The organism is Neobacillus sp. PS2-9 (assembly GCF_030915525.1).
GTDB lineage: Bacteria > Bacillota > Bacilli > Bacillales > Cytobacillaceae > Neobacillus.
In genome coordinates, this window is record NZ_CP133269.1 from 1,692,341 (window position 1) to 1,710,150 (window position 17,810).

Annotated in this window: 22 protein-coding genes and 2 pseudogenes; 20 read left to right on the plus strand and 4 right to left on the minus strand. The window is 37.1% G+C overall.

Translation table 11 applies throughout. The features are described from left to right. Positions 1–48 precede the first annotated feature (48 nt). Entirely contained in the window at positions 49–933 is an 885-nt protein-coding gene (locus RCG25_RS08355) for a patatin-like phospholipase family protein (protein WP_308084129.1), read from the plus strand. 27 nt (positions 934–960) lie between these two features. Here RCG25_RS08355 and RCG25_RS08360 read toward each other — a convergent pair whose 3' ends face one another. Next, complete coding sequence (locus tag RCG25_RS08360) at positions 961–1,353, minus strand: SA1362 family protein (RefSeq protein ID WP_308083209.1); 393 nt, start codon at positions 1,351–1,353, stop codon at positions 961–963. A gap of 58 nt (positions 1,354–1,411) precedes the next feature. After that, the gene (locus RCG25_RS08365; protein WP_308083210.1) at positions 1,412–2,356 is read right to left on the minus strand and encodes a DUF1385 domain-containing protein; all 945 of its coding nucleotides are present in this window, start codon (positions 2,354–2,356) and stop codon (positions 1,412–1,414) included. Positions 2,357–2,638: 282 nt separating this feature from the next. Here RCG25_RS08365 and RCG25_RS08370 point away from each other — a divergent pair, with 282 nt between their 5' ends. The 5 genes and pseudogenes from RCG25_RS08370 to RCG25_RS08390 all read left to right on the plus strand — a co-directional run. After that, positions 2,639–3,136 carry a YqhR family membrane protein gene (locus tag RCG25_RS08370; RefSeq protein WP_308083212.1) on the plus strand — a complete coding sequence of 166 codons (498 nt, stop codon included), beginning with the start codon at positions 2,639–2,641 and terminating at the stop codon, positions 3,134–3,136. A 75-nt stretch (positions 3,137–3,211) separates the two neighbouring features. Beyond that, the gene (locus tag RCG25_RS08375) at positions 3,212–4,273 is read left to right on the plus strand and encodes a M24 family metallopeptidase (protein ID WP_308083213.1); all 1,062 of its coding nucleotides are present in this window, start codon (positions 3,212–3,214) and stop codon (positions 4,271–4,273) included. Positions 4,274–4,294: 21 nt separating this feature from the next. Next, positions 4,295–4,852, plus strand: coding sequence for an elongation factor P (gene efp / locus RCG25_RS08380; RefSeq protein ID WP_308083214.1), 558 nt, complete (start codon positions 4,295–4,297; stop codon positions 4,850–4,852). A 158-nt stretch (positions 4,853–5,010) separates the two neighbouring features. After that, on the plus strand, positions 5,011–5,508 hold the full coding sequence (locus RCG25_RS08385; protein WP_308083215.1) for a DUF6803 family protein: 498 nt from the start codon (positions 5,011–5,013) through the stop codon (positions 5,506–5,508). A 231-nt stretch (positions 5,509–5,739) separates the two neighbouring features. Beyond that, positions 5,740–6,048: pseudogene (locus RCG25_RS08390) on the plus strand (PCYCGC motif-containing (lipo)protein); the annotation flags it as partial. On the opposite strand, the pseudogene RCG25_RS26060 reads toward RCG25_RS08390, so the two are convergent. Next, positions 5,986–6,126, minus strand: a pseudogene (locus RCG25_RS26060) (hypothetical protein); the annotation flags it as partial. The pseudogenes RCG25_RS08390 and RCG25_RS26060 sit on opposite strands and share 63 nt — an antisense overlap. On the opposite strand from RCG25_RS26060, the gene RCG25_RS08395 reads away from it, so the two are divergent. The 12 genes from RCG25_RS08395 (at position 6,125) to RCG25_RS08450 (ending at position 15,435) form a co-directional block, all read left to right on the plus strand. Further along, positions 6,125–6,778: a c-type cytochrome gene (locus RCG25_RS08395; protein ID WP_308083216.1), complete on the plus strand. Its 654-nt coding sequence runs from the start codon at positions 6,125–6,127 to the stop codon at positions 6,776–6,778. The pseudogene RCG25_RS26060 and the gene RCG25_RS08395 sit on opposite strands and share 2 nt — an antisense overlap. Positions 6,779–7,174: 396 nt before the next feature. Continuing rightward, positions 7,175–8,224: a hypothetical protein gene (locus RCG25_RS08400; protein WP_308083217.1), complete on the plus strand. Its 1,050-nt coding sequence runs from the start codon at positions 7,175–7,177 to the stop codon at positions 8,222–8,224. Positions 8,225–8,238: 14 nt separating this feature from the next. Continuing rightward, positions 8,239–8,691: a cytochrome c maturation protein CcmE gene (locus tag RCG25_RS08405; RefSeq protein WP_308083218.1), complete on the plus strand. Its 453-nt coding sequence runs from the start codon at positions 8,239–8,241 to the stop codon at positions 8,689–8,691. 25 nt (positions 8,692–8,716) lie between these two features. Then, positions 8,717–10,699, plus strand: a complete 1,983-nt coding sequence (locus tag RCG25_RS08410) for a heme lyase CcmF/NrfE family subunit (RefSeq protein WP_308083219.1) — start codon at positions 8,717–8,719, stop codon at positions 10,697–10,699. Between the two features lies 1 nt (position 10,700). Beyond that, positions 10,701–11,207 carry a cytochrome c-type biogenesis protein gene (locus RCG25_RS08415; protein ID WP_308083220.1) on the plus strand — a complete coding sequence of 169 codons (507 nt, stop codon included), beginning with the start codon at positions 10,701–10,703 and terminating at the stop codon, positions 11,205–11,207. Positions 11,208–11,219: 12 nt separating this feature from the next. After that, positions 11,220–11,594 (plus strand): hypothetical protein, encoded by a 375-nt coding sequence (locus tag RCG25_RS08420; RefSeq protein ID WP_308083221.1) that lies wholly within the window; start codon positions 11,220–11,222, stop codon positions 11,592–11,594. Continuing rightward, the gene (locus RCG25_RS08425) at positions 11,591–12,586 is read left to right on the plus strand and encodes a hypothetical protein (RefSeq protein ID WP_308083222.1); all 996 of its coding nucleotides are present in this window, start codon (positions 11,591–11,593) and stop codon (positions 12,584–12,586) included. Before RCG25_RS08420 ends, RCG25_RS08425 begins: the two co-directional genes overlap by 4 nt. A 24-nt stretch (positions 12,587–12,610) precedes the next feature. After that, positions 12,611–13,315: a heme ABC exporter ATP-binding protein CcmA gene (ccmA, locus tag RCG25_RS08430; RefSeq protein WP_308083223.1), complete on the plus strand. Its 705-nt coding sequence runs from the start codon at positions 12,611–12,613 to the stop codon at positions 13,313–13,315. Continuing rightward, positions 13,312–13,992 (plus strand): heme exporter protein CcmB, encoded by a 681-nt coding sequence (locus RCG25_RS08435; RefSeq protein ID WP_308083224.1) that lies wholly within the window; start codon positions 13,312–13,314, stop codon positions 13,990–13,992. Before ccmA ends, RCG25_RS08435 begins: the two co-directional genes overlap by 4 nt. Continuing rightward, a complete protein-coding gene (locus tag RCG25_RS08440; RefSeq protein WP_374121038.1) occupies positions 13,993–14,757 on the plus strand; it encodes a cytochrome c biogenesis protein in 765 nt (254 codons plus the stop codon). It begins immediately after the preceding gene. A 12-nt stretch (positions 14,758–14,769) separates the two neighbouring features. Then, positions 14,770–14,901 carry a CcmD family protein gene (locus tag RCG25_RS08445; RefSeq protein WP_308083225.1) on the plus strand — a complete coding sequence of 44 codons (132 nt, stop codon included), beginning with the start codon at positions 14,770–14,772 and terminating at the stop codon, positions 14,899–14,901. Positions 14,902–14,925: 24 nt separating this feature from the next. After that, positions 14,926–15,435 (plus strand): TlpA family protein disulfide reductase, encoded by a 510-nt coding sequence (locus tag RCG25_RS08450; RefSeq protein ID WP_308083226.1) that lies wholly within the window; start codon positions 14,926–14,928, stop codon positions 15,433–15,435. 42 nt (positions 15,436–15,477) lie between these two features. Here the strand turns inward: RCG25_RS08450 and RCG25_RS08455 are convergent, their stop codons facing one another. Beyond that, the gene (locus RCG25_RS08455; RefSeq protein ID WP_308083227.1) at positions 15,478–16,149 is read right to left on the minus strand and encodes an SIMPL domain-containing protein; all 672 of its coding nucleotides are present in this window, start codon (positions 16,147–16,149) and stop codon (positions 15,478–15,480) included. A 210-nt stretch (positions 16,150–16,359) separates the two neighbouring features. Between RCG25_RS08455 and spoIIIAA the strand changes: the two genes are divergently transcribed. Both spoIIIAA and spoIIIAB read left to right on the plus strand, forming a co-directional pair. Continuing rightward, entirely contained in the window at positions 16,360–17,283 is a 924-nt protein-coding gene (spoIIIAA, locus tag RCG25_RS08460) for a stage III sporulation protein AA (RefSeq protein WP_308083228.1), read from the plus strand. Further along, positions 17,284–17,799, plus strand: coding sequence for a stage III sporulation protein SpoIIIAB (gene spoIIIAB / locus RCG25_RS08465; protein WP_308083229.1), 516 nt, complete (start codon positions 17,284–17,286; stop codon positions 17,797–17,799). The last annotated feature ends 11 nt before the right edge of the window (positions 17,800–17,810 follow it).

The window sequence follows — 17,810 nt, forward strand, 5'->3', positions numbered from 1 at the left end:
TTTGCGCTTAAAGATGTAACAATGAGTACATCTTTAGGAGTGGCTGCCATGAAAATAGACGGCGTTTTTTCTGGAGGGGGCATAAAGGGGTTTGCTCTAATTGGCGCTTACGAAGAAATTGAAAGTAGAGGACTGCAGTTTGTAAGAGTAGCGGGTACAAGTGCAGGTTCCATTGTTGCTGCCTTAATCGCTGCTGGCTACACGAGTAAAGAAATATATCAATTAATGGATGAACTTGATTTAACACAATTACTCGATCCTCGAAAATTGGTTATTCCTTTTCCATTTGCAAAATGGTTGTTAGTTTATTGGAAGTTAGGACTATATAAAGGAAATGAACTTGAGAAATGGTTGAAAGAGAAGCTCGAAGCCAAAGGGTTAAGAACCTTTTCAGACCTACCACCGGATGCACTTAGAGTGATAGCATCAGACCTCTCAAATGGACAAATGGTTGTCCTTCCAAATGATTTACCGAAATTCGGGATTTCTCCTGGTTCTTTTTCCATTGCAAAAGCGATTAGAATGAGCTGTAGTGTTCCTTATTTTTTTGAACCCGTTCGATTACGATCAATGGATGGAGTAAACATTTTGGTAGATGGAGGAGTATTAAGCAATTTTCCTATGTGGCTATTCGATCAGGAAAATGTTCAAAAGATGAGGCCTGTTCTTGGCATTAAGTTAAGTGTTAGCGATTATGAGCACGAGAAGCATAAAATAAAAAATGGGATTCAACTATTTGGTGCATTATTTGAGACGATGAAGGATGCCCATGATTCAAGATACATCTCCAAAAAACATGTGAAGAACATTATCTTTATTCCTGCAGAAGGTGTTCTTTTAACTGAATTTCATCTTACTGAGGAAAAAAAACGGAGATTGATTGATGTAGGTCGGGAGCAGGCAAAGAATTTTTTGGATAAGTGGTGTTATTAGTAGCTGTAGAAAGAAAAAATCGAGTGTCTAAAAGGACGCTCGATTTTTCTTTTTCCCCTTTTTCCCGTCAATGACGGTTAAATGAGCAGGAGATTTCTTTTTTGTCTTGTTGCTTTTCTTTAATGTTGTTAACGTCCCAAGAGAAGAGCTTTTCATAGTAGCGTCTCCGCTCTTTTGCTGTAATCGTTTTTTTGATTTTTTCGCTGCTTTAAGAAATGCCCGCTGCTCTTTTTTCTGAGGGCTCGAAATTGAAAATTTACGAACAAGAAAATAAATAGCTAAACCGATCAATGCGATGATAGCAATTCTCTGAATGAAACCGGCAGGGTTAGCTGTAAATGAACCGAATAGGCCAACCAGAGCTAAAATGACAAGTCCACCAATGACAAAAAATGATGTCCGATTTTTCAAGAAAGCCACCTCCCTAAGAGCATCTTAAGCATTTTTTTCCTCTTTTAAACACTGTAGAATAAAAGATTTAGACAATTTCCTCACTTTTCATATCATATTCAGATTCTTTTTCTCTTTTTAATAATTCTTTAAAGGAAAGAATCGCAACTTCCACTTGGTCATCGTTTGGTTCTTTAGTCGTTAAAAGTTGTAACCAAAGACCTGGAAGGCCTAAGTACTTTAAAACAGGTATATCTCTTAGTTTGTTAGTAATTTGTAGGACTTCAAAAGCAATACCTAATACAACAGGTATCAAAAGAAGACGATCCACGACCCTTAACCAAAGTGGTGTTGTAGGTACCAGCATGTAGACAAATACACCAACAATGACTGTAAATAAGATGAAACTACTGCCACATCGGTAGTGAAGGCGGGAATGTGCCTGAACATTTTCAACCGTTAACTCAACACCTGCTTCGAAGGTATTAATTACTTTATGCTCTGCACCATGATATTGAAACACCCTCTTGATAAGAGGTGTAAGGGAAACAAAATATATATAACAAAGTAGCAACAATAGCTTAAAGAACCCTTCTACAAGGACTTGGGCAAAATCGGATGGAAAAATTGGCTTGGTTAGTACAGCCAAAAATACAGGTATTAATGTAAAAGCAAATTTTCCAAATAAGAATGAGAGGACCCCAATAACCGCTACCCCAAGATACATAGATAACTTTGAGACTTCTTTTTCCTTTATGGTCTCATCATCCTTTGGATCGACATCAAATCTCTCTGTGGAAAAGTTTAAGTGCTTTGACCCATTTGCACTTGCTTCAATAATTGCGATTATTCCACGAATAAATGGAATCTTTTTTAAGCTTGTTAGGTAAGGGTTTTCCTTACGAGGTAAATGAAAATATTCTACAGAACGATCTTTCCTGCGAATCGCGGTAACATAATGATGTTTACCGCCAAACATTACGCCTTCCACGACCGCTTGGCCGCCATAAACCGGTTTTTGAGATTTAGACATGGTTATTAACACCAACCTATAACAAAGTTGCACAATAGCAGAAAAAGATAAATCTGTTTGTACTTAAATGTATTCTACTAGAAAAATGAAAAAACCTCTAGGAATGACATAATTTTTACATTTAAAATCCGTAAAAAATTATTTTCATGCAAGGATTGGAATTCTAAAGGACATAATAATGAAGGAATTTCAGCTTTCTATTTATAAAGGAATATGAAGAAGTGAGTAATTTGATGAGAATTCAGTTCCAATTAACAAAAAATGTACGGGGGTTATGACACAATGGTTAAAGAAATAAAGAAGTCAGATTATCCAAAACCCATGTCTTTTGTTGCACTGGTTTTTTGGACAGGTTTATTTGGAGGAATTTTTTGGGGTACAATTGGTTATATTAGCTATTTTTTTAATTTTACAGATGTAGCCCCTAATGCCATACTGGAACCTTGGACATTGGGAGATTGGAAAAAAGGATGGCTAGGAACTGTTATTTCTATTTTTCTCATGGGTGTGTTATCAGTCATTGTTGCATATGTTTATTATTTTACCCTGAGAAAAGTTAAAGGTATATGGTTTGGATGGGGTTACGGGATTGTTTTATTCTTATTGATATTTTTTGTTCTTAATCCATTAATTCCAAGTATTAAACCACTTTTTGAATTAAGCAGGGACACGATTATTACTTCAGTATGTTTATTCAGCATATATGGGATTTTTATTGGATATTCCATCAATTATGAGTATGAACTTAGTAAAGTACAAGAGAAAGAGGCCACAACGTAAGTTTCGATTAGTCGGATTGGGTAGGTTGTGATAAAATATTTTTGTCCTCATTGAACAAAAGGAGAGTGGAGAGTAATGGAAAAAATAGAAAAACTAAGATCTTATTTTTCAACACATGGGATTGATGGGTTAGTAATAACCAGCCCATTTAATCGCCGCTACATATCAAATTTTACAGGCTCAGCTGGTGTAGTTTTAATTAGTGCGGATAAAGCTTTGTTTATTACTGATTTCCGCTATACCGAGCAGGCTTCTAAGCAATGCGAAGGTTTCGAGATTATTAAATTCTCTGGATCCATTCCAGAGGAAGTCGCACAGCAAGCAAAGAACTTAGGTATTCAAAAGCTTGGATTTGAAGAGGATTTTCTAACTTACTCTTCCTTTAAATTATATGAGAAAGAAATCGAAGCTGAACTTGTCCCGATTTCTGGTGTAATTGAAAAGTTACGCTTGATTAAGACTGATGCAGAGATTAAGATATTAAAGGTAGCAGCAGATATTGCTGATGCGGCTTTTAAACATATTTTAGACTTCATTCGTCCTGGAAAAACTGAATTAGAGGTATCGAATGAACTAGAGTTCTTTATGAGAAGAGCTGGTGCAACTTCATCATCATTTGATACGATTGTTGCTTCCGGGCATCGTTCAGCGCTTCCACATGGTGTTGCTAGCAACAAAGTGATTGAGGCGGGAGATGTTGTTACACTAGACTATGGTGCGTATTACAATGGATATGTTTCTGATATAACTAGGACAGTTGCTGTTGGAGAACCTGATGCAAAGCTAAAAGAAATTTATGAAATTGTTTTTGAAGCACAGGCTCGAGGTATGGCTGGAATTAAGCCTGGAATGACGGGTAAGCAAGCAGATGCACTAACAAGAGACTACATAACAGAAAAAGGTTATGGGGAATATTTTGGGCATTCAACTGGGCACGGTATAGGTCTTGAGGTACATGAAGGCCCTGGTCTTTCAACGAAATCAGATATTATTTTAGAACCAGGTATGGTTGTAACCTGTGAACCGGGTATTTATATCCCAGGCCTTGGCGGTGTTCGGATCGAGGACGATACATTGATTACTGCTACTCACAATGAGGCACTTACTCATTCTACAAAAGAACTAATTATATTGTAATGAATTTTAGGAGGAACTTACATGATTTCTGTTAACGATTTTAAAACAGGGTTAACAATTGAAGTAGATAACGGTCTATGGAGAGTTATTGATTTCCAACACGTAAAGCCAGGTAAAGGTGCCGCTTTTGTCCGTTCTAAACTACGTAACCTTCGTAATGGAGCAATTCAAGAAAAAACATTCCGTGCTGGTGAGAAAGTAGAAAAAGCGCAGATTGATAACCGCAAAATGCAATACCTTTATGCTAGCGGCGACCAACACGTATTTATGGATATGGAATCCTACGAACAAGTGGAACTACCTGCTAACAACATTGAGTATGAATTAAAGTTCTTAAAAGAAAACATGGAAGTTCACATCATGATGTTTGGTCATGAAACACTTGGAGTGGAATTGCCAAACACAGTTGTTTTAGAAGTTACTGAAACTGAACCAGGAATTAAAGGTGACACAGCTTCAGGCGGAACGAAGCCTGCTATCCTTGAAACAGGACTAAGCGTTCAAGTTCCATTCTTTATTAACCAAGGGGATAAATTAATTATCAATACAACTGAAGCATCTTATGTTTCAAGAGCATAATAAACGTAAAACTCGTAAGCCTTAGTCCGAAATATCGGATTAAGGCTTTTTTACTGGGATTCAAACAATCTTTAACAATTTCTCCATAGTTTCTGCTAAGTTTCTGCACATTTATTTTTTACATTAATGGTGTAGACAATATAAAGGAGAAGATGAACATGAACATGACGCATTATATGGGATTATTAGCAGACAATCAGCCGTGGAATTTAATTATCTTTATGGCCATTCCGGTTATATGTGCTGAAACTATAGCCATCACAGAACTCGGTATACTATTTACAAGAAATTTAGGTGGTACCTTAAGAAAAGTAAATAAGGTAGTTAGTATATTTGCAGGTTTATATTTCACAGGAATTTTCCTTTACTTAATGAAGACAGCCTATATCCCATTAACAATAAATGGTGAATGGAAGGGCTGGATTGATGTAGTTGCGGTTACCTTTTACCTTTTAGGAATCGTACCATTACTAGGTATGGCACTCCTTGATATGGGGATCATTTACAAAAATAGAACCGATGAACAAAAACTGAAAATCCATTCGTTTTTTGTGGGCATGTTCCTTGTTGTTGCACACGTAGCGATGATTTTCGGGATGGTTGATCCCTCTATTGGATCAAGCAGCCATTCCGGGCATGACATGATGAATATGTAGTCTGTTATCAAAGCGGAGCCTCTCTACCATTTGAATATATTATTTTTACTTTTACTATCATAAAAACTTCACTAAATAGTAAGAATTTACAACCGTTAGGCAAATTAGTTTTTGCTAAAATAAACTAGTAAATATATTCATGGAAGGGGTGAACTGATTATGAAACGAATCACATCTTTTTTGTTCCTCTTCATTTTAATTGCGATCGTAGCAGCGGGTTGTAGTTCAAAAATGGAAGACGTTACCCTCGATAAAAAGCATAAACCATTACCTGATTATGTATTGAATTCTTCAGAAAAGATTCAAGAGACATATGTTTTGGCTGCAACGTATCCGGAGGTAATAGCACAGGTACCATGCTATTGCGGATGTTTTGCCCAAGATGGTCATAAAAGTAATCTAGATTGTTATATTGATGAAATGGGTCCAGATAATGCTGTAAAAGAATGGGACTCCATGAGTATATCGTGAGACGTCTGTATAGATATCGCCCGGGAGGCGATCGAAATGCATCTTGACGGTAAAAGTCCTAAGAAGATTTATCAGTTGATTACAGAAAAATATAAAGACTTTGGGGAACCAACTCCAACACCTGAGCCAAAGTAAGGAGTAACCCATGAAAAAGATATTAATCGGAAGTTATATTTTGATTATTATTGGAATTATTGTCTGCATAAATAATAGTCACTTGTTTGAAGGGAATAGCTCCAAAGCTGTTACGGCGGGTGAAAAACTGTATAAAAAAAACTGTCTTGTTTGTCATGGAGAAACCGGTAGAGGTGAAGGGGCAAACGCAGGGACAGCCATTAACAGTCAGAAATTTTTAAGTTCCGTTTCTGATAAAGACTTGTATAATTATGTTAAATATGGACGCGAAGGTACAGGCATGCCTGCGTATGGACCAAGATTGTCAGAAAAACAGTTAACTAATCTGGTTGCTTTTATGAGAGATTGGCAAACAGAAGAAATGAAGTTTGATGTTCCTAAAACCATTGCAGGGGACCTAGAACGTGGAAAAACACAATATAATTTATATTGTCTTAATTGTCACGGTGAAGCGGGTGCTGGAAAATTAAAAATGGGAACAACATTAGCTAGTCCACAGTATTTAAAGTATACAAGCGATAAGCAAATTTGGATTAGCACGGCTTACGGCAGAAAGGAAACGCGTATGGGTCCGTCATTAAAGGGACTTGAAGGGGCTCGTCAGCTTAAAAAAGACGACATTACGGATATCGTGACATATATTCGGTCCCTTGAACAGAAATAAGAAAAGTAAAACCCTGAATCCGACTGGATCCAGGGTTTTACTTTTTTTAAAATAGAATTTCCTACGATAAATTGTAAAAATAACAAGGTTTAACAAAAAGTTCATTTTCCAACCGGATAGTAAAAAAGGATTAGGTTTATAGTACTCAATAGAGAGTCTATCTGTGAAATAGGGACTAGAAATTTTAGTCTACCAATCTAAATTATTGAGAATCTAATAAATGTGAACATTTTGTGGTGGTTTTTTGACGAAATCGCAACGATTTTAACCCTTTAACAAAATGTACAAAAGTGGTTCAACAACGAGGGGCTGATAACGATTATATTTATTTCAAAGAGGACTATAGTGGAAATTAATGCTACATCGTGATAAGAATTCCACTCAAGGAGGATAAATATGCTTAAGAAAAAATTATTCGCATTTTTCGTTATTGTATTATTTGTATCTAGTTACATGATCCCAAAGGCAAGTGCGGAAATGACATTTCAAGCGGAGAAGTTCCCATTTAAAGAAATGCAAATTCAAGTAATGCCTGAATTTGATTACCCTGAGGGATGGTCAAGAGATATTCCTTCCTTATTAGTAGGCCAGTACGGAACAATTACAAATAAGAGCGGCCAAGATTATGACGGAAAAATAGAAATTCCAGTACCAGCAATGGAAAAAGGATTTGAGGCCAATCTAGTAGCAGAATTTCCAGAAGAAAATAAGCCGGAAGTACAGCGGCCTTATGATGTGGATAAAGAAAAAGGAATTATTTCTTGGAAACCAGCAAAAGCAATAAAAAATAACGAAACATACAAATTTGTCATCGAATACTATACCAAATCCGTTGAAGTTAAAAACAAAAAAAGTTTTACATATGAACTTATTCATAAGGCTGATATTGAACTATTAGATGTCATCTTTTATGCTCCAATGAATGCGAAGGATATCCAACTTGAGCCGAAAGCAGATAATAATTCAAAAAGTGAATATGGTGAGGAACTCTATTACTACCAATATAAAAATGTAAAAGCCGGAGATAATTTGAAGTATTCCTTCTCATATAAGAAAGACGGGACAGAATCTACCATGGAGGCGATTAACAAACAACAGCCCCCAAATGATGAAAACCACAGTGGTGTGACTGCGACAGACCAAGTGAAAAGTGGAGGATCTAAAAACACAACACGTCCAATCATTGGAGTTGGAGGAGCATCAATCATTGGGATTGCGATCATTATTGCTGGTCTCTTTGTTTTCTTGGGGTTAAAGGGACATACACAATCGTCCAAAGCAGCAGCTAAGAGTTCAAAACATACTAAACAACAGCCGAAGAAAACGTCTGTCAAAAAAGAAGATAAGTCAACAAATGCTGAAGAAAAGAAAGAACTGCGTAAAAAGCTTTTAACCGGAAAGATAGACCAAGAAATGTACGAAGAAGAAATGAAAAAACTTATCTAATGAGGTGAGAGTGAATGAAGAAAAATACGATTGTTATGCTTGGCGGCTTTGTTATCGCTGCTGCCATCGTTTTCTTGCTTATGGCTGCAACACCTGGGTCAAGTGGAGTCGAATTAACGCTGAAGGAACTGCTGGCTACCCAGAATCAACATAAAGATGATTTTGTAACGGTAGAAGGGCTATTAATGGAAGACACCATTAAGTGGAATCCAGACAAAATTGAACTTAAGTTTGATGTAAAAGACAATGACGGTAATGTTATGCATGTGATTCATAACGGACCTAAACCAGATAACTTTTCTGAAGGTGTGATAACTATTCTTCAGGGAGCTCCAACAAAAAAAGACACTTTTGAAGCAGAAACAGTAAAAACAAGATGTCCTTCTAAATACGAAGGAAAAGATATGAAGGATTATGATCCTGAATCACATAAAGATAAGTTAAATCAACCACCGAAAGAAAAATAATAGGCTAACGTAAGAAGGTGACGAAATGTATTTATTTGCTAATGCAACAATTTATATAGGTTTAGCCATTGCCATTTATACACTCCTCATTCTAACATTGGGGATTAGTACAAAAAATCAAAGGTTCATAAATAGTGGTAAAGGTGGAGTGATTGCATTACTAGTTTGTTCATCACTAGCAATGATCTCCTTGTTCTACCTTTTAGCATCATCACAGTTCCAGTATGAATATGTTCATGATTATACAAGTAGTGAGCTTCCGATTATTTACAAGCTTACTGCCTTATGGGCAGGTAATGCTGGTTCATTATTACTTTGGACATTTTTCTTAACGCTTTACACTGTGATGATTGTCTTTTCAAGGAAAATGAGAGGAAATCCGATGGTACCCTATATTTCAGCCATTCTTATGGCAAATGCGGTATTCTTCTTCTTTATCCTTGGATTTGTAGCAAAACCATTCGTATTATTAAATGAAGTTCCGATTGAAGGTAAGGGCTTAAATCCAATGCTTCAGAACCCTGGGATGATTATTCATCCAGTTACGCTTTATCTTGGGTATGTTGGTCTTGCTATCCCATTCGCTTTTGCAATGGCAGCATTGATTTTAAAGAATGTTGATGATTTTTGGATTAAGATGACAAGACGTTGGACGATTATTGCCTGGTTATTTTTAAGTCTTGGGAATATTTTCGGGGGACAATGGGCGTATGTTGAGCTTGGATGGGGTGGTTACTGGGCATGGGATCCAGTAGAAAATGCCTCCTTTATGCCATGGTTAACGGCCACTGCCTTCCTTCATTCCGTGATGATTCAAGAACGAAAAAACATGCTGAAAATATGGAATATCAGCTTAATCATTGTTTCATATGCACTAACATTATTTGGTACATTCCTAGTCCGAAGCGGTGTCCTAACATCTGTTCATGCATTTGCCAATTCAAACCTAGGATTATACTTTTTAATTTTCATGGGGATTGCTGTTATTCTAGCCCTTTATGTGTTAATGAGTCGTTACAACCTGTTAAAACGTAGTGCAGGTGAATTTAATTCTTTTGTTTCAAAAGAAAGTAGTTTCCTAGTTAACAATCTTTTACTTGTTGGTGCAGCTTTTGCTGTATTCTGGGGAACCATTTTCCCATTAGTATCAGAAGCAATTCGCGGAACAAAGGTGACAGTGGGCCTACCATTCTTTAATAAAGTAGAGGCACCAATATTATTATCCATGATGTTTGTTATGGCTGTTTGTCCAATGCTTGCTTGGCAGCGTTCTACTGTAAAAAACCTTAGGAAAAACTTCTTAATTCCATCCATACTTGCTGTTGTTGGTATGATTCTAATGGTTGTTTTAGGGATCCAAAAGGCATGGGCTGTCATAGGATATGGGGTTATTATTCTATTACTAGTTACTCATTACTTAGAGTTTTATAGAGGTGTGAAAGCTAGACGGAAAATGACGAAAGAAGCACCTCTTGTAGCACTTTATAGATTAATGATACGTAATCGCCGCCGCTATGGAGGATATATTGTTCACCTTGGCATCGCATTCATTACGATGGGGATTATCGGTTCACAAAACTATGATTTAGAGACAATGAAAACAGTAGCACTAGGTCAGTCTATTGAGTTAAAGGACTATCGCATTAACTATGATCGCCTGGACCAGAAAAAAGAAGGAATTAACGATATTGTCTATGCAGATGTTACCGTGTTTAGGAATGGTAAGAAGCTTGGCACATTCCAACCGGAAAAAGTATTTTATGGTAACTGGGAGCAGCCATCATCTGAGGTAGCTATTATTTCATCGGTTAAGGAAGATTTATATATCGTCCTTAGTGCATGGGAAGATGATGGAAAGGCTACATTTGTTGTAAAAGTAAACCCAATGATGAACTGGTTATGGTTTGGTTCCTTTATGATTGTTATTGGTGCACTTTTCGCCATTTGGAATGGAAAATATCAAAATGTCACTCCAAGATACACAGGAGTACGAAGAGAGGTGTCTTAATATGAGAAACAAACTTTATATAGGGCTCCTCATCCTTGCGTTTATCTTTCAAGGTTCATTCATCCGAGTGGAAGCAGCAAAACAAATTGACTATAAATCTGCAGAGTTTAAAGCAGTTGCCCAGCAATTTGCCTGTACATGCGGCTGTGGGCAGGATCATTATGAATGTGACCCCAATACTTGCAGTCTCACTACCGATTTTAAAAAGGATTTAGTAGAGATGATGAACAAGGGCTGGGATAAAGATAAAATCCGTGAATATTATGTCAATATTTACGGTGAAGAGATCTTGACGTCACCGGAAAAAAGCGGATTTAGTTTAACTGCTTGGATTCTACCCTTTGTTGTGTTAGGAGCAGCAGCAATCGCAGTATTTATGATCATTCGTAAATGGGTGAAAAAAAGAGGAACTGAAGAAGTTGTCTCTGAATACGAGGACACAAGTGATGAAGTTGAAGGAGAAATCCTTTCTTCCATGATCGATGAAGAACGCAAAAAGTATCTTTAGGATGTGAACAAAATGCAGGATATTTCAATCATCTCGATGATTTTTACAGCAGCAATAGCGCTGACTTGTCTATTTTTAATATTGTCACCATTATTTAAGTGGGATGCGTATATAGCTATTAGCACAAAAACTCAGGATATAGGGACAACCAAAGAAGCTCTTTTGACCACTCTTAACGAGATAGAATTTGAATACAAGATGGATAAAATATCGCACACTGATTATAAGGTTTTAAAGAGACAATACGAAACAGAAGTTGCAAGTATCATGAAGGAAGAAGAACAATTGATTGATAAAAGTGTTGATGTTGATTTAATGGCAGAAGTAGAAAAAGAAATCGAGGAACAAATGCAAAGCTATAAAAATAAAAAGGGGGAAGGAAAGTGATCAAGAAAATCACAGTCTTCTTCCTTGGACTGATGCTGCTACTACCGTTCCACGGTTTGGCGGCATCTGATTCAAAGGTTACCGTTGATATGCATTATATTGTGGTCAGTCCAGCTGAAGATGGATCAACCAATATGATGAATATGGTGAACTATTCTAATACGTCTGGTGAGGAGTATAAAGGGATTGGGCAAGGTGAGTCAGTATTAAATGTCTCCATTCCAAAAGGAGCCAAAGATCTAAATTTTCTAGATAACAAGATTGCTTTTAAAGAAGTTGATAAAGGCTTTATTACAACCACACCGGTTCCAGCAAATCAAACAATGGTCCTTCCATATAGCTATAGAATGCCAAAGGGAGAAGAAATCAATATAACAGCAGATTACTCTGTTCAAATGATGCAGATTCTTGTGCCAGAAGGTATGGGAAGCATTGAAGTAAAGGGCATAGAGGCAACGAGCCAAGGGCTCTTCAAATTTGATGACCAAAATTATTTTGGCTATAGCATAGAAGGTATTAAAGCAAACCAAACATTCACAATGGTGTACAACAAAGATGTTCAGCCACCATCGGATAAAACGGCTAAGAGTCAAAATGCAAGTGAAAATGCAAACAATAGTTCAGTCACACACACTGCACCTGCTTTTCATAATCCAGGTCATTTAAGGATGTGGGCACAGTCTCCATTACATCGTTTTAATCCTCACGTCTTTCTAATCATTATTGGTGCTATTTTAATTGCGGGCATTTCTTACTATGCTTACTTTAGAAGAAAAGCGAGATTAGAAGAAGAACGACTAGGCGCTGATAAAGAAGAAAAAGCCTTTAAGCAGCTAATGGCTAAGCAAAAGGCTATTCTAGATAAGATTATCGAGTTAGAAGAGACCTTTGGTGATGGAAAGCTATCAGAGAACGACTATCACGCAAAGCTTGCTGCTTATAAACAGCATTTAGTCCAAGTGAAATTAAATTTACGTAACTATGTTGAATAGCAGCTGGAATGGGAGGGACCGCAATTGATTGACATAAAGAAGCTAACGAAGCAAGCTGACAATAAACTGATCTTACGTGGGATAGACCTCTCGATAAAAAAAGGGGAAACAGTTGCCATACTAGGACCTAACGGTGCTGGTAAAAGTACGCTTTTAAAGGTGCTAGCAACATTAATAAAACCAACATCTGGATTGGTTAAAATAAATGGTTTAGATCTCAAAAAGGACCATATCGAGATAAAAAAAACATTGGGTTATTTACCCCATTCCAGTCTGCTATACGATCATTATTCTCCACTTGAAAATTTAGTTTTCTTTGGGAATATTTACGGAGTTAAGAATGTGGAGGAGAAAGCCATTCAACTGGTTAAAGAAGTAGGATTATCCTTCTTTTTGAATGAGCCGGTTAAGAACTTTTCCCGCGGTATGTTACAAAGGATTGCCATTGCACGAGCCATTGTTCATGACCCAGAAGTTCTCCTGTTAGATGAACCACACACAGGGTTAGATCAAGGTGCTATAACAATTCTTAATAATGTAATCCTTTCTATGAAGGATAAAGGTGCGACCACATTAATGGTTACGCATGATTTTAAACAAGCAGCCGAGATTTGTGATCGAATTATTATTGTTAAAAATGGGAAGATCGTCGATGACTTTAAAATGGAGAGACATAATTTAGGGTACGTTTCCGAAAAATACGAGCTTCAAGTGGAGGGAGTCTCATGAACTTATTTCGTACAGCCCTCTTACTAGCAAAAAAAGATCTGTATTCTGAATTAAAAACAAAGCAAATTCTAGTAACACAAATAATATTTGCGGGACTTGTGATTGTCGTTTTCAGCTTTGCCTTTGATCCTGCTAATAATACAACAAAGGCTGTCATCCCAGGGGTGGTTTGGGTCATTATCGTATTTGCCGGCATTTTAGGCCTTAACCGGTCCTTTATCTCGGAGCAGCGAAATGATACGATTCAAGGATTATTTGTTGCACCGATGGAGGCAGCAAGTATTTATTTAGGAAAATTTCTTGCGAATTTTATCATGATCCTTGTGGTTGAACTAGTTTCGATACCGTTTCTATTTTTATTATTTGATTTTAAATTTTTTGGAAGTATTCCATATTTCATTTTAGTAGTTTTCCTAGGAAGCTTCGGATTTATAGCAATCGGCACATTCTTGGCTGCGCTTTCTGCCAATTCAAAAAGCAGTGAAATGCTACTGCCGTTACTATTATTCCCGATTACTACTCCGATATTAATTGGTGTGGTTCAAGCAACTCGAATTATCTTAACGAATATGGAGAAGTTTTCTAGTGCTTTAGCGTGGATCCAATTGGTTACCGCGTATGATGTGATATTCTTTGTGATTTGTATATTATTAATTGATTATGTTTTGGAGGTTTAAATGATGAGTATGAATCTCGAACGAGAGAAAGCGATACTTCCTGAGGCTCAGTTGGCTGATACTAAAAAACGTAATGTATCCCGTATTTTGTTTGTCGGCACAGTGATCTCCATGTTAGTTTCCCTATATTTTATTTTTATTTTTGCAGCAGAAGAAACAACCATGCATGCAGCGCAAAAAATCTTTTATTTTCATGTAAGTTCAGCGTGGCTAGCCTTTATGGCGTTTTTTGTGACATTCGTGTTCAGTATTTTGTTTTTAATCAAGCGGAAAAGAATTTTTGATACTTACGCCTATGTATCCGCAGAGATTGGTGTTGTTTTCACCATTATTGTTTTGACAACAGGACCTATTTGGGCAAGATCAGCCTGGAACACCTGGTGGGTGTGGGAACCAAGATTAATTACAACTTTAATCCTATTTTTTATCTATATTGCCTACATTATGATTCGACAAATGGATGGAGTGTGGGATAAAAAAGCACGACTAGCATCTGTATTTGGAATCATAGGGTTCGCCGATGTTCCGATCGTATTCTTTGCTATTCGCTGGTGGCAAACGAAATTTCACCCAATTGTTTTTGGTGAGGGGCCTTCCCAAAAAGGTGGCGGAATTGAGGACAGTATGCTTGTAGCGTTACTTATCACAATTACTGCGTTCACTATTTTTTATGCCTACCTTCTTCATAAAGGTGTTTCCTTTGAAAATATGAAAATTAAAGTAGAACGTTATAAAGAAAAATTAAGAGAACAATTAGAAAACTAGGAGGAATCTAAAATGAACTATGAATATATGTTGGGTGCCTATTCCGTAGCATGGGTTGTAATTTTTGCGTATATGCTTATTGTTGGTAAAAGACATACGAAGCTGAAGAAGGAAATAGAGTTCTTAAAACAACTAGAAAAATAAGCAAGGGGAGCAGGAGGAAACAAGATGAACAAACGAGTCATCAAATTGCTCGTCATGATTCTAATTATCGGGATGTTTGCTTTCTTTGCTTATAGTCTGGTAACAAAAGGGAAACACACCGATGTAGGCGATAAGGCTTATAATTTTGAACTTCCAAACCTAGATGGCAGCAATACCAAGCTAGCGGATTATAAGGGTGAAGTAGTTATTTTGAATTATTTTGCCAGCTGGTGTGCTCCTTGTAAAGACGAATTCCCAGAGTTAGAAGCTTTCCAAAAAGATTATGGTGATCAATATAATCTTCTTATGATTAATCGTGGAGAGACACAGGATAAGATTAAGAAAGTAACAGAAAACAATAAAGCAGGAATGAATTACCTATTTGATTATAATGCTAAGGTGTCAAAATTATATAATGTAACTGGGCAGCCTGAGACGTTTGTTATTGATAAACAAGGAGTAATCAGAGAGCACTTTAATGGACCCGTTACAGAAATGCAATTGTATAATTGGGCAAAGAAATATAATAACTAAAGAGAGGATTGACCCATCATATGATGGTGTCAACCTCTTTTTTTATATAGTTCGATAGTGAAACTCTGCTGATATGATTGCTTTTATTTTAATTTGTCCAGGTTCCAAAGGAGTGGTACTCATAGCTTTCACCATTGTTTCCGGTTGATAAGAATAAGGGTGAATAGGACTGCTGCCTTCCACGATTAAAATAGGGGTGGGTATTAATGTAACGTTAATCGAGTCGGCAATTGTCTTTGCTTTCCCAATCGCATTGTTGACTGCCATAACTAAGGCGCGTTGATAATAAGGATCTTTATTATTTACTGTAAATTGAATGTTTGATACATAATTAACCCCATTTTGTACAGCGTTGTCTACCACCTTTCCGATCATGGTTAAATCTTCTATTTTCACCTGTAAAATATGTGTTACCTTGTATCCTTTAAAAATTTGTTTCCCTTGTTCATAGTCGTAATCAGATTCGATTCGGTAATCAAATGTTTGTATATGTGTTTGGGGAATTCCAAGTTCCACTAAAGATTGAATGACCTTTGTACTTTGAATGGCATTTTGCTGCTGTGCGGGTATTAAATCCTTGCCTTCCGTAATAACGCCTAAGTTAACAGAAGCTAAGTCGGGCTGAACCACCAATTCTCCCTCCCCAGTAACTTTTATTAAATGCTGCCCTTTATGGTGGCCTCCACCCCGGTTAGGCTGCTGATAGTGATACACATTAATTTCCTCCTCAACATTACGCTTTCCTATAAAATACTCCTTCCTCTTCTGAAATGTTCCTATTTAGTAGGGCAATCCTTTTAATTCCACCTGTTCTAGTAAACCTAGTAAAAAAATAGAATGAAATGACAGATTTGAAAGTCATAATGTGTCCAAGCAGGCATACATTTTAAATAATGAGAAAGGCAAATCAAGGAGGAACCAGTCATGGAAGGAATCCTAAATTTTTTACCCAAAAATATTGCAGATCTAATTAACCAAATCCCTCCTGAGCAAAAAGAAGAACTTGAAGAAATTCGCATTCGTATAAATCGTCCAATTGAAATGACCTTAAAGGGAGCACCCAAATTTCTAACCTACATTATACAACCTGAGGATGCGTTTCACCTGATGAATAAAATAAGCCATTTTTCAATTTATACACTTGAGGAAGAACTTAAGCGGGGTTATATAACTGTTTCTGGAGGACACCGAATTGGGTTGGCTGGAAAGGTGATTCTTGAGGAGGGAAAAGTAAAGGCGATTAGGGATATTTCCTCTTTTAACATTAGGATTGCAAGAGAAAAGGTAGGTATTGCTGAGCCTATTGTGCCTTTTATTTTTAAAAACAGCTGGATGCATACCATGATTATAGGACCGCCGCAAACAGGGAAAACGACACTGCTTCGTGATATAGCAAGAATCATATCATCTGGTAATTGGTCAAAGGGAATAGAGGCTTGTAAGGTTGGAATTGTTGATGAACGTAGTGAGATCGCTGGATGTGTAAATGGAGTGCCGCAATTAACGTTTGGTCACCGGCTTGATGTTCTGGATGCCTGTCCAAAGGCTGAAGGAATGATGATGCTCATTCGTTCAATGAGTCCAGATGTCTTAATCGTTGACGAAATTGGCCGTAAAGAGGATGCCGAAGCGATCCAGGAGGCAGTACATGCTGGAATCAAATTAATCATGACCACACACGGGACGAGCATTGAGGAGATTAGAAAACGTCCCTCTTTAAAGGAGATTATTGATCAGGACATATTTCAACGATTTATCGTCCTTAGCAGGGCATCAGGACCAGGTACGATTACCCATATTTTAGATTCTAGCGGGAAAGAACTAACGCAAAAAGTGAGAGTGACATAAATGATTAAGCTATTAGGGGCTATTATCATAATTGTTGCTACTACTTGGACAGGATTTGAGGCTGCAAAGCATTTAAGTGAGCGGCCGAGACAGCTTAGAGCACTAAGGTCGGCGTTGCAGTCACTTGAAGCAGAAATCATGTATGGACACACACCATTGCATGAAGCATCAAGGAGATTAGCTGAACAACTTACTAACCCACTTTCCACCTTTTTTGACTCATTTGCAAAGAAACTTACAGACACAGAAACAACTGTTAAAGAAGCTTGGGAAACAAGTTTAAAAGAGGTTTGGAAGGCAACAGCCTTAAAACAGGGAGAATTTGAAATTATGAAGCAGTTTGGGGAGACCCTTGGTCGTCATGATCGCTTTTCCCAACAAAAACATATTATGCTAACTCTTTCCCATCTTGAAAGAGAAGAAGCGGATGCCATCGACCGGCAAGCTAAATATGAAAAAATGGTAAAGAGCCTAGGATTTTTGTCGGGATTGTTACTAATTATTTTATTATTTTAGGGGGAAAAGCA

What these genes read in the sequence shown, in the direction of transcription:
- RCG25_RS08420 (WP_308083221.1), top strand. Translation starts at nt 11,220, where the DNA reads ATGCAGGATATTTCAATCATCTCGATGATTTTTACAGCAGCAATAGCG.
- RCG25_RS08415 (WP_308083220.1), top strand. Translation starts at nt 10,701, where the DNA reads ATGAGAAACAAACTTTATATAGGGCTCCTCATCCTTGCGTTTATCTTT.
- RCG25_RS08440 (WP_374121038.1), top strand. Translation starts at nt 13,993, where the DNA reads ATGATGAGTATGAATCTCGAACGAGAGAAAGCGATACTTCCTGAGGCT.
- spoIIIAB (WP_308083229.1), top strand. Translation starts at nt 17,284, where the DNA reads ATGATTAAGCTATTAGGGGCTATTATCATAATTGTTGCTACTACTTGG.
- RCG25_RS08365 (WP_308083210.1), bottom strand. Translation starts at nt 2,356, where the DNA reads ATGTCTAAATCTCAAAAACCGGTTTATGGCGGCCAAGCGGTCGTGGAA.
- RCG25_RS08375 (WP_308083213.1), top strand. Translation starts at nt 3,212, where the DNA reads ATGGAAAAAATAGAAAAACTAAGATCTTATTTTTCAACACATGGGATT.
- RCG25_RS08400 (WP_308083217.1), top strand. Translation starts at nt 7,175, where the DNA reads ATGCTTAAGAAAAAATTATTCGCATTTTTCGTTATTGTATTATTTGTA.
- RCG25_RS08355 (WP_308084129.1), top strand. Translation starts at nt 49, where the DNA reads ATGAAAATAGACGGCGTTTTTTCTGGAGGGGGCATAAAGGGGTTTGCT.
- RCG25_RS08385 (WP_308083215.1), top strand. Translation starts at nt 5,011, where the DNA reads ATGAACATGACGCATTATATGGGATTATTAGCAGACAATCAGCCGTGG.
- RCG25_RS08410 (WP_308083219.1), top strand. Translation starts at nt 8,717, where the DNA reads ATGTATTTATTTGCTAATGCAACAATTTATATAGGTTTAGCCATTGCC.
- RCG25_RS08435 (WP_308083224.1), top strand. Translation starts at nt 13,312, where the DNA reads ATGAACTTATTTCGTACAGCCCTCTTACTAGCAAAAAAAGATCTGTAT.
- spoIIIAA (WP_308083228.1), top strand. Translation starts at nt 16,360, where the DNA reads ATGGAAGGAATCCTAAATTTTTTACCCAAAAATATTGCAGATCTAATT.
- RCG25_RS08445 (WP_308083225.1), top strand. Translation starts at nt 14,770, where the DNA reads ATGAACTATGAATATATGTTGGGTGCCTATTCCGTAGCATGGGTTGTA.
- RCG25_RS08370 (WP_308083212.1), top strand. Translation starts at nt 2,639, where the DNA reads ATGGTTAAAGAAATAAAGAAGTCAGATTATCCAAAACCCATGTCTTTT.
- RCG25_RS08395 (WP_308083216.1), top strand. Translation starts at nt 6,125, where the DNA reads ATGAAAAAGATATTAATCGGAAGTTATATTTTGATTATTATTGGAATT.
- RCG25_RS08405 (WP_308083218.1), top strand. Translation starts at nt 8,239, where the DNA reads ATGAAGAAAAATACGATTGTTATGCTTGGCGGCTTTGTTATCGCTGCT.
- RCG25_RS08450 (WP_308083226.1), top strand. Translation starts at nt 14,926, where the DNA reads ATGAACAAACGAGTCATCAAATTGCTCGTCATGATTCTAATTATCGGG.
- efp (WP_308083214.1), top strand. Translation starts at nt 4,295, where the DNA reads ATGATTTCTGTTAACGATTTTAAAACAGGGTTAACAATTGAAGTAGAT.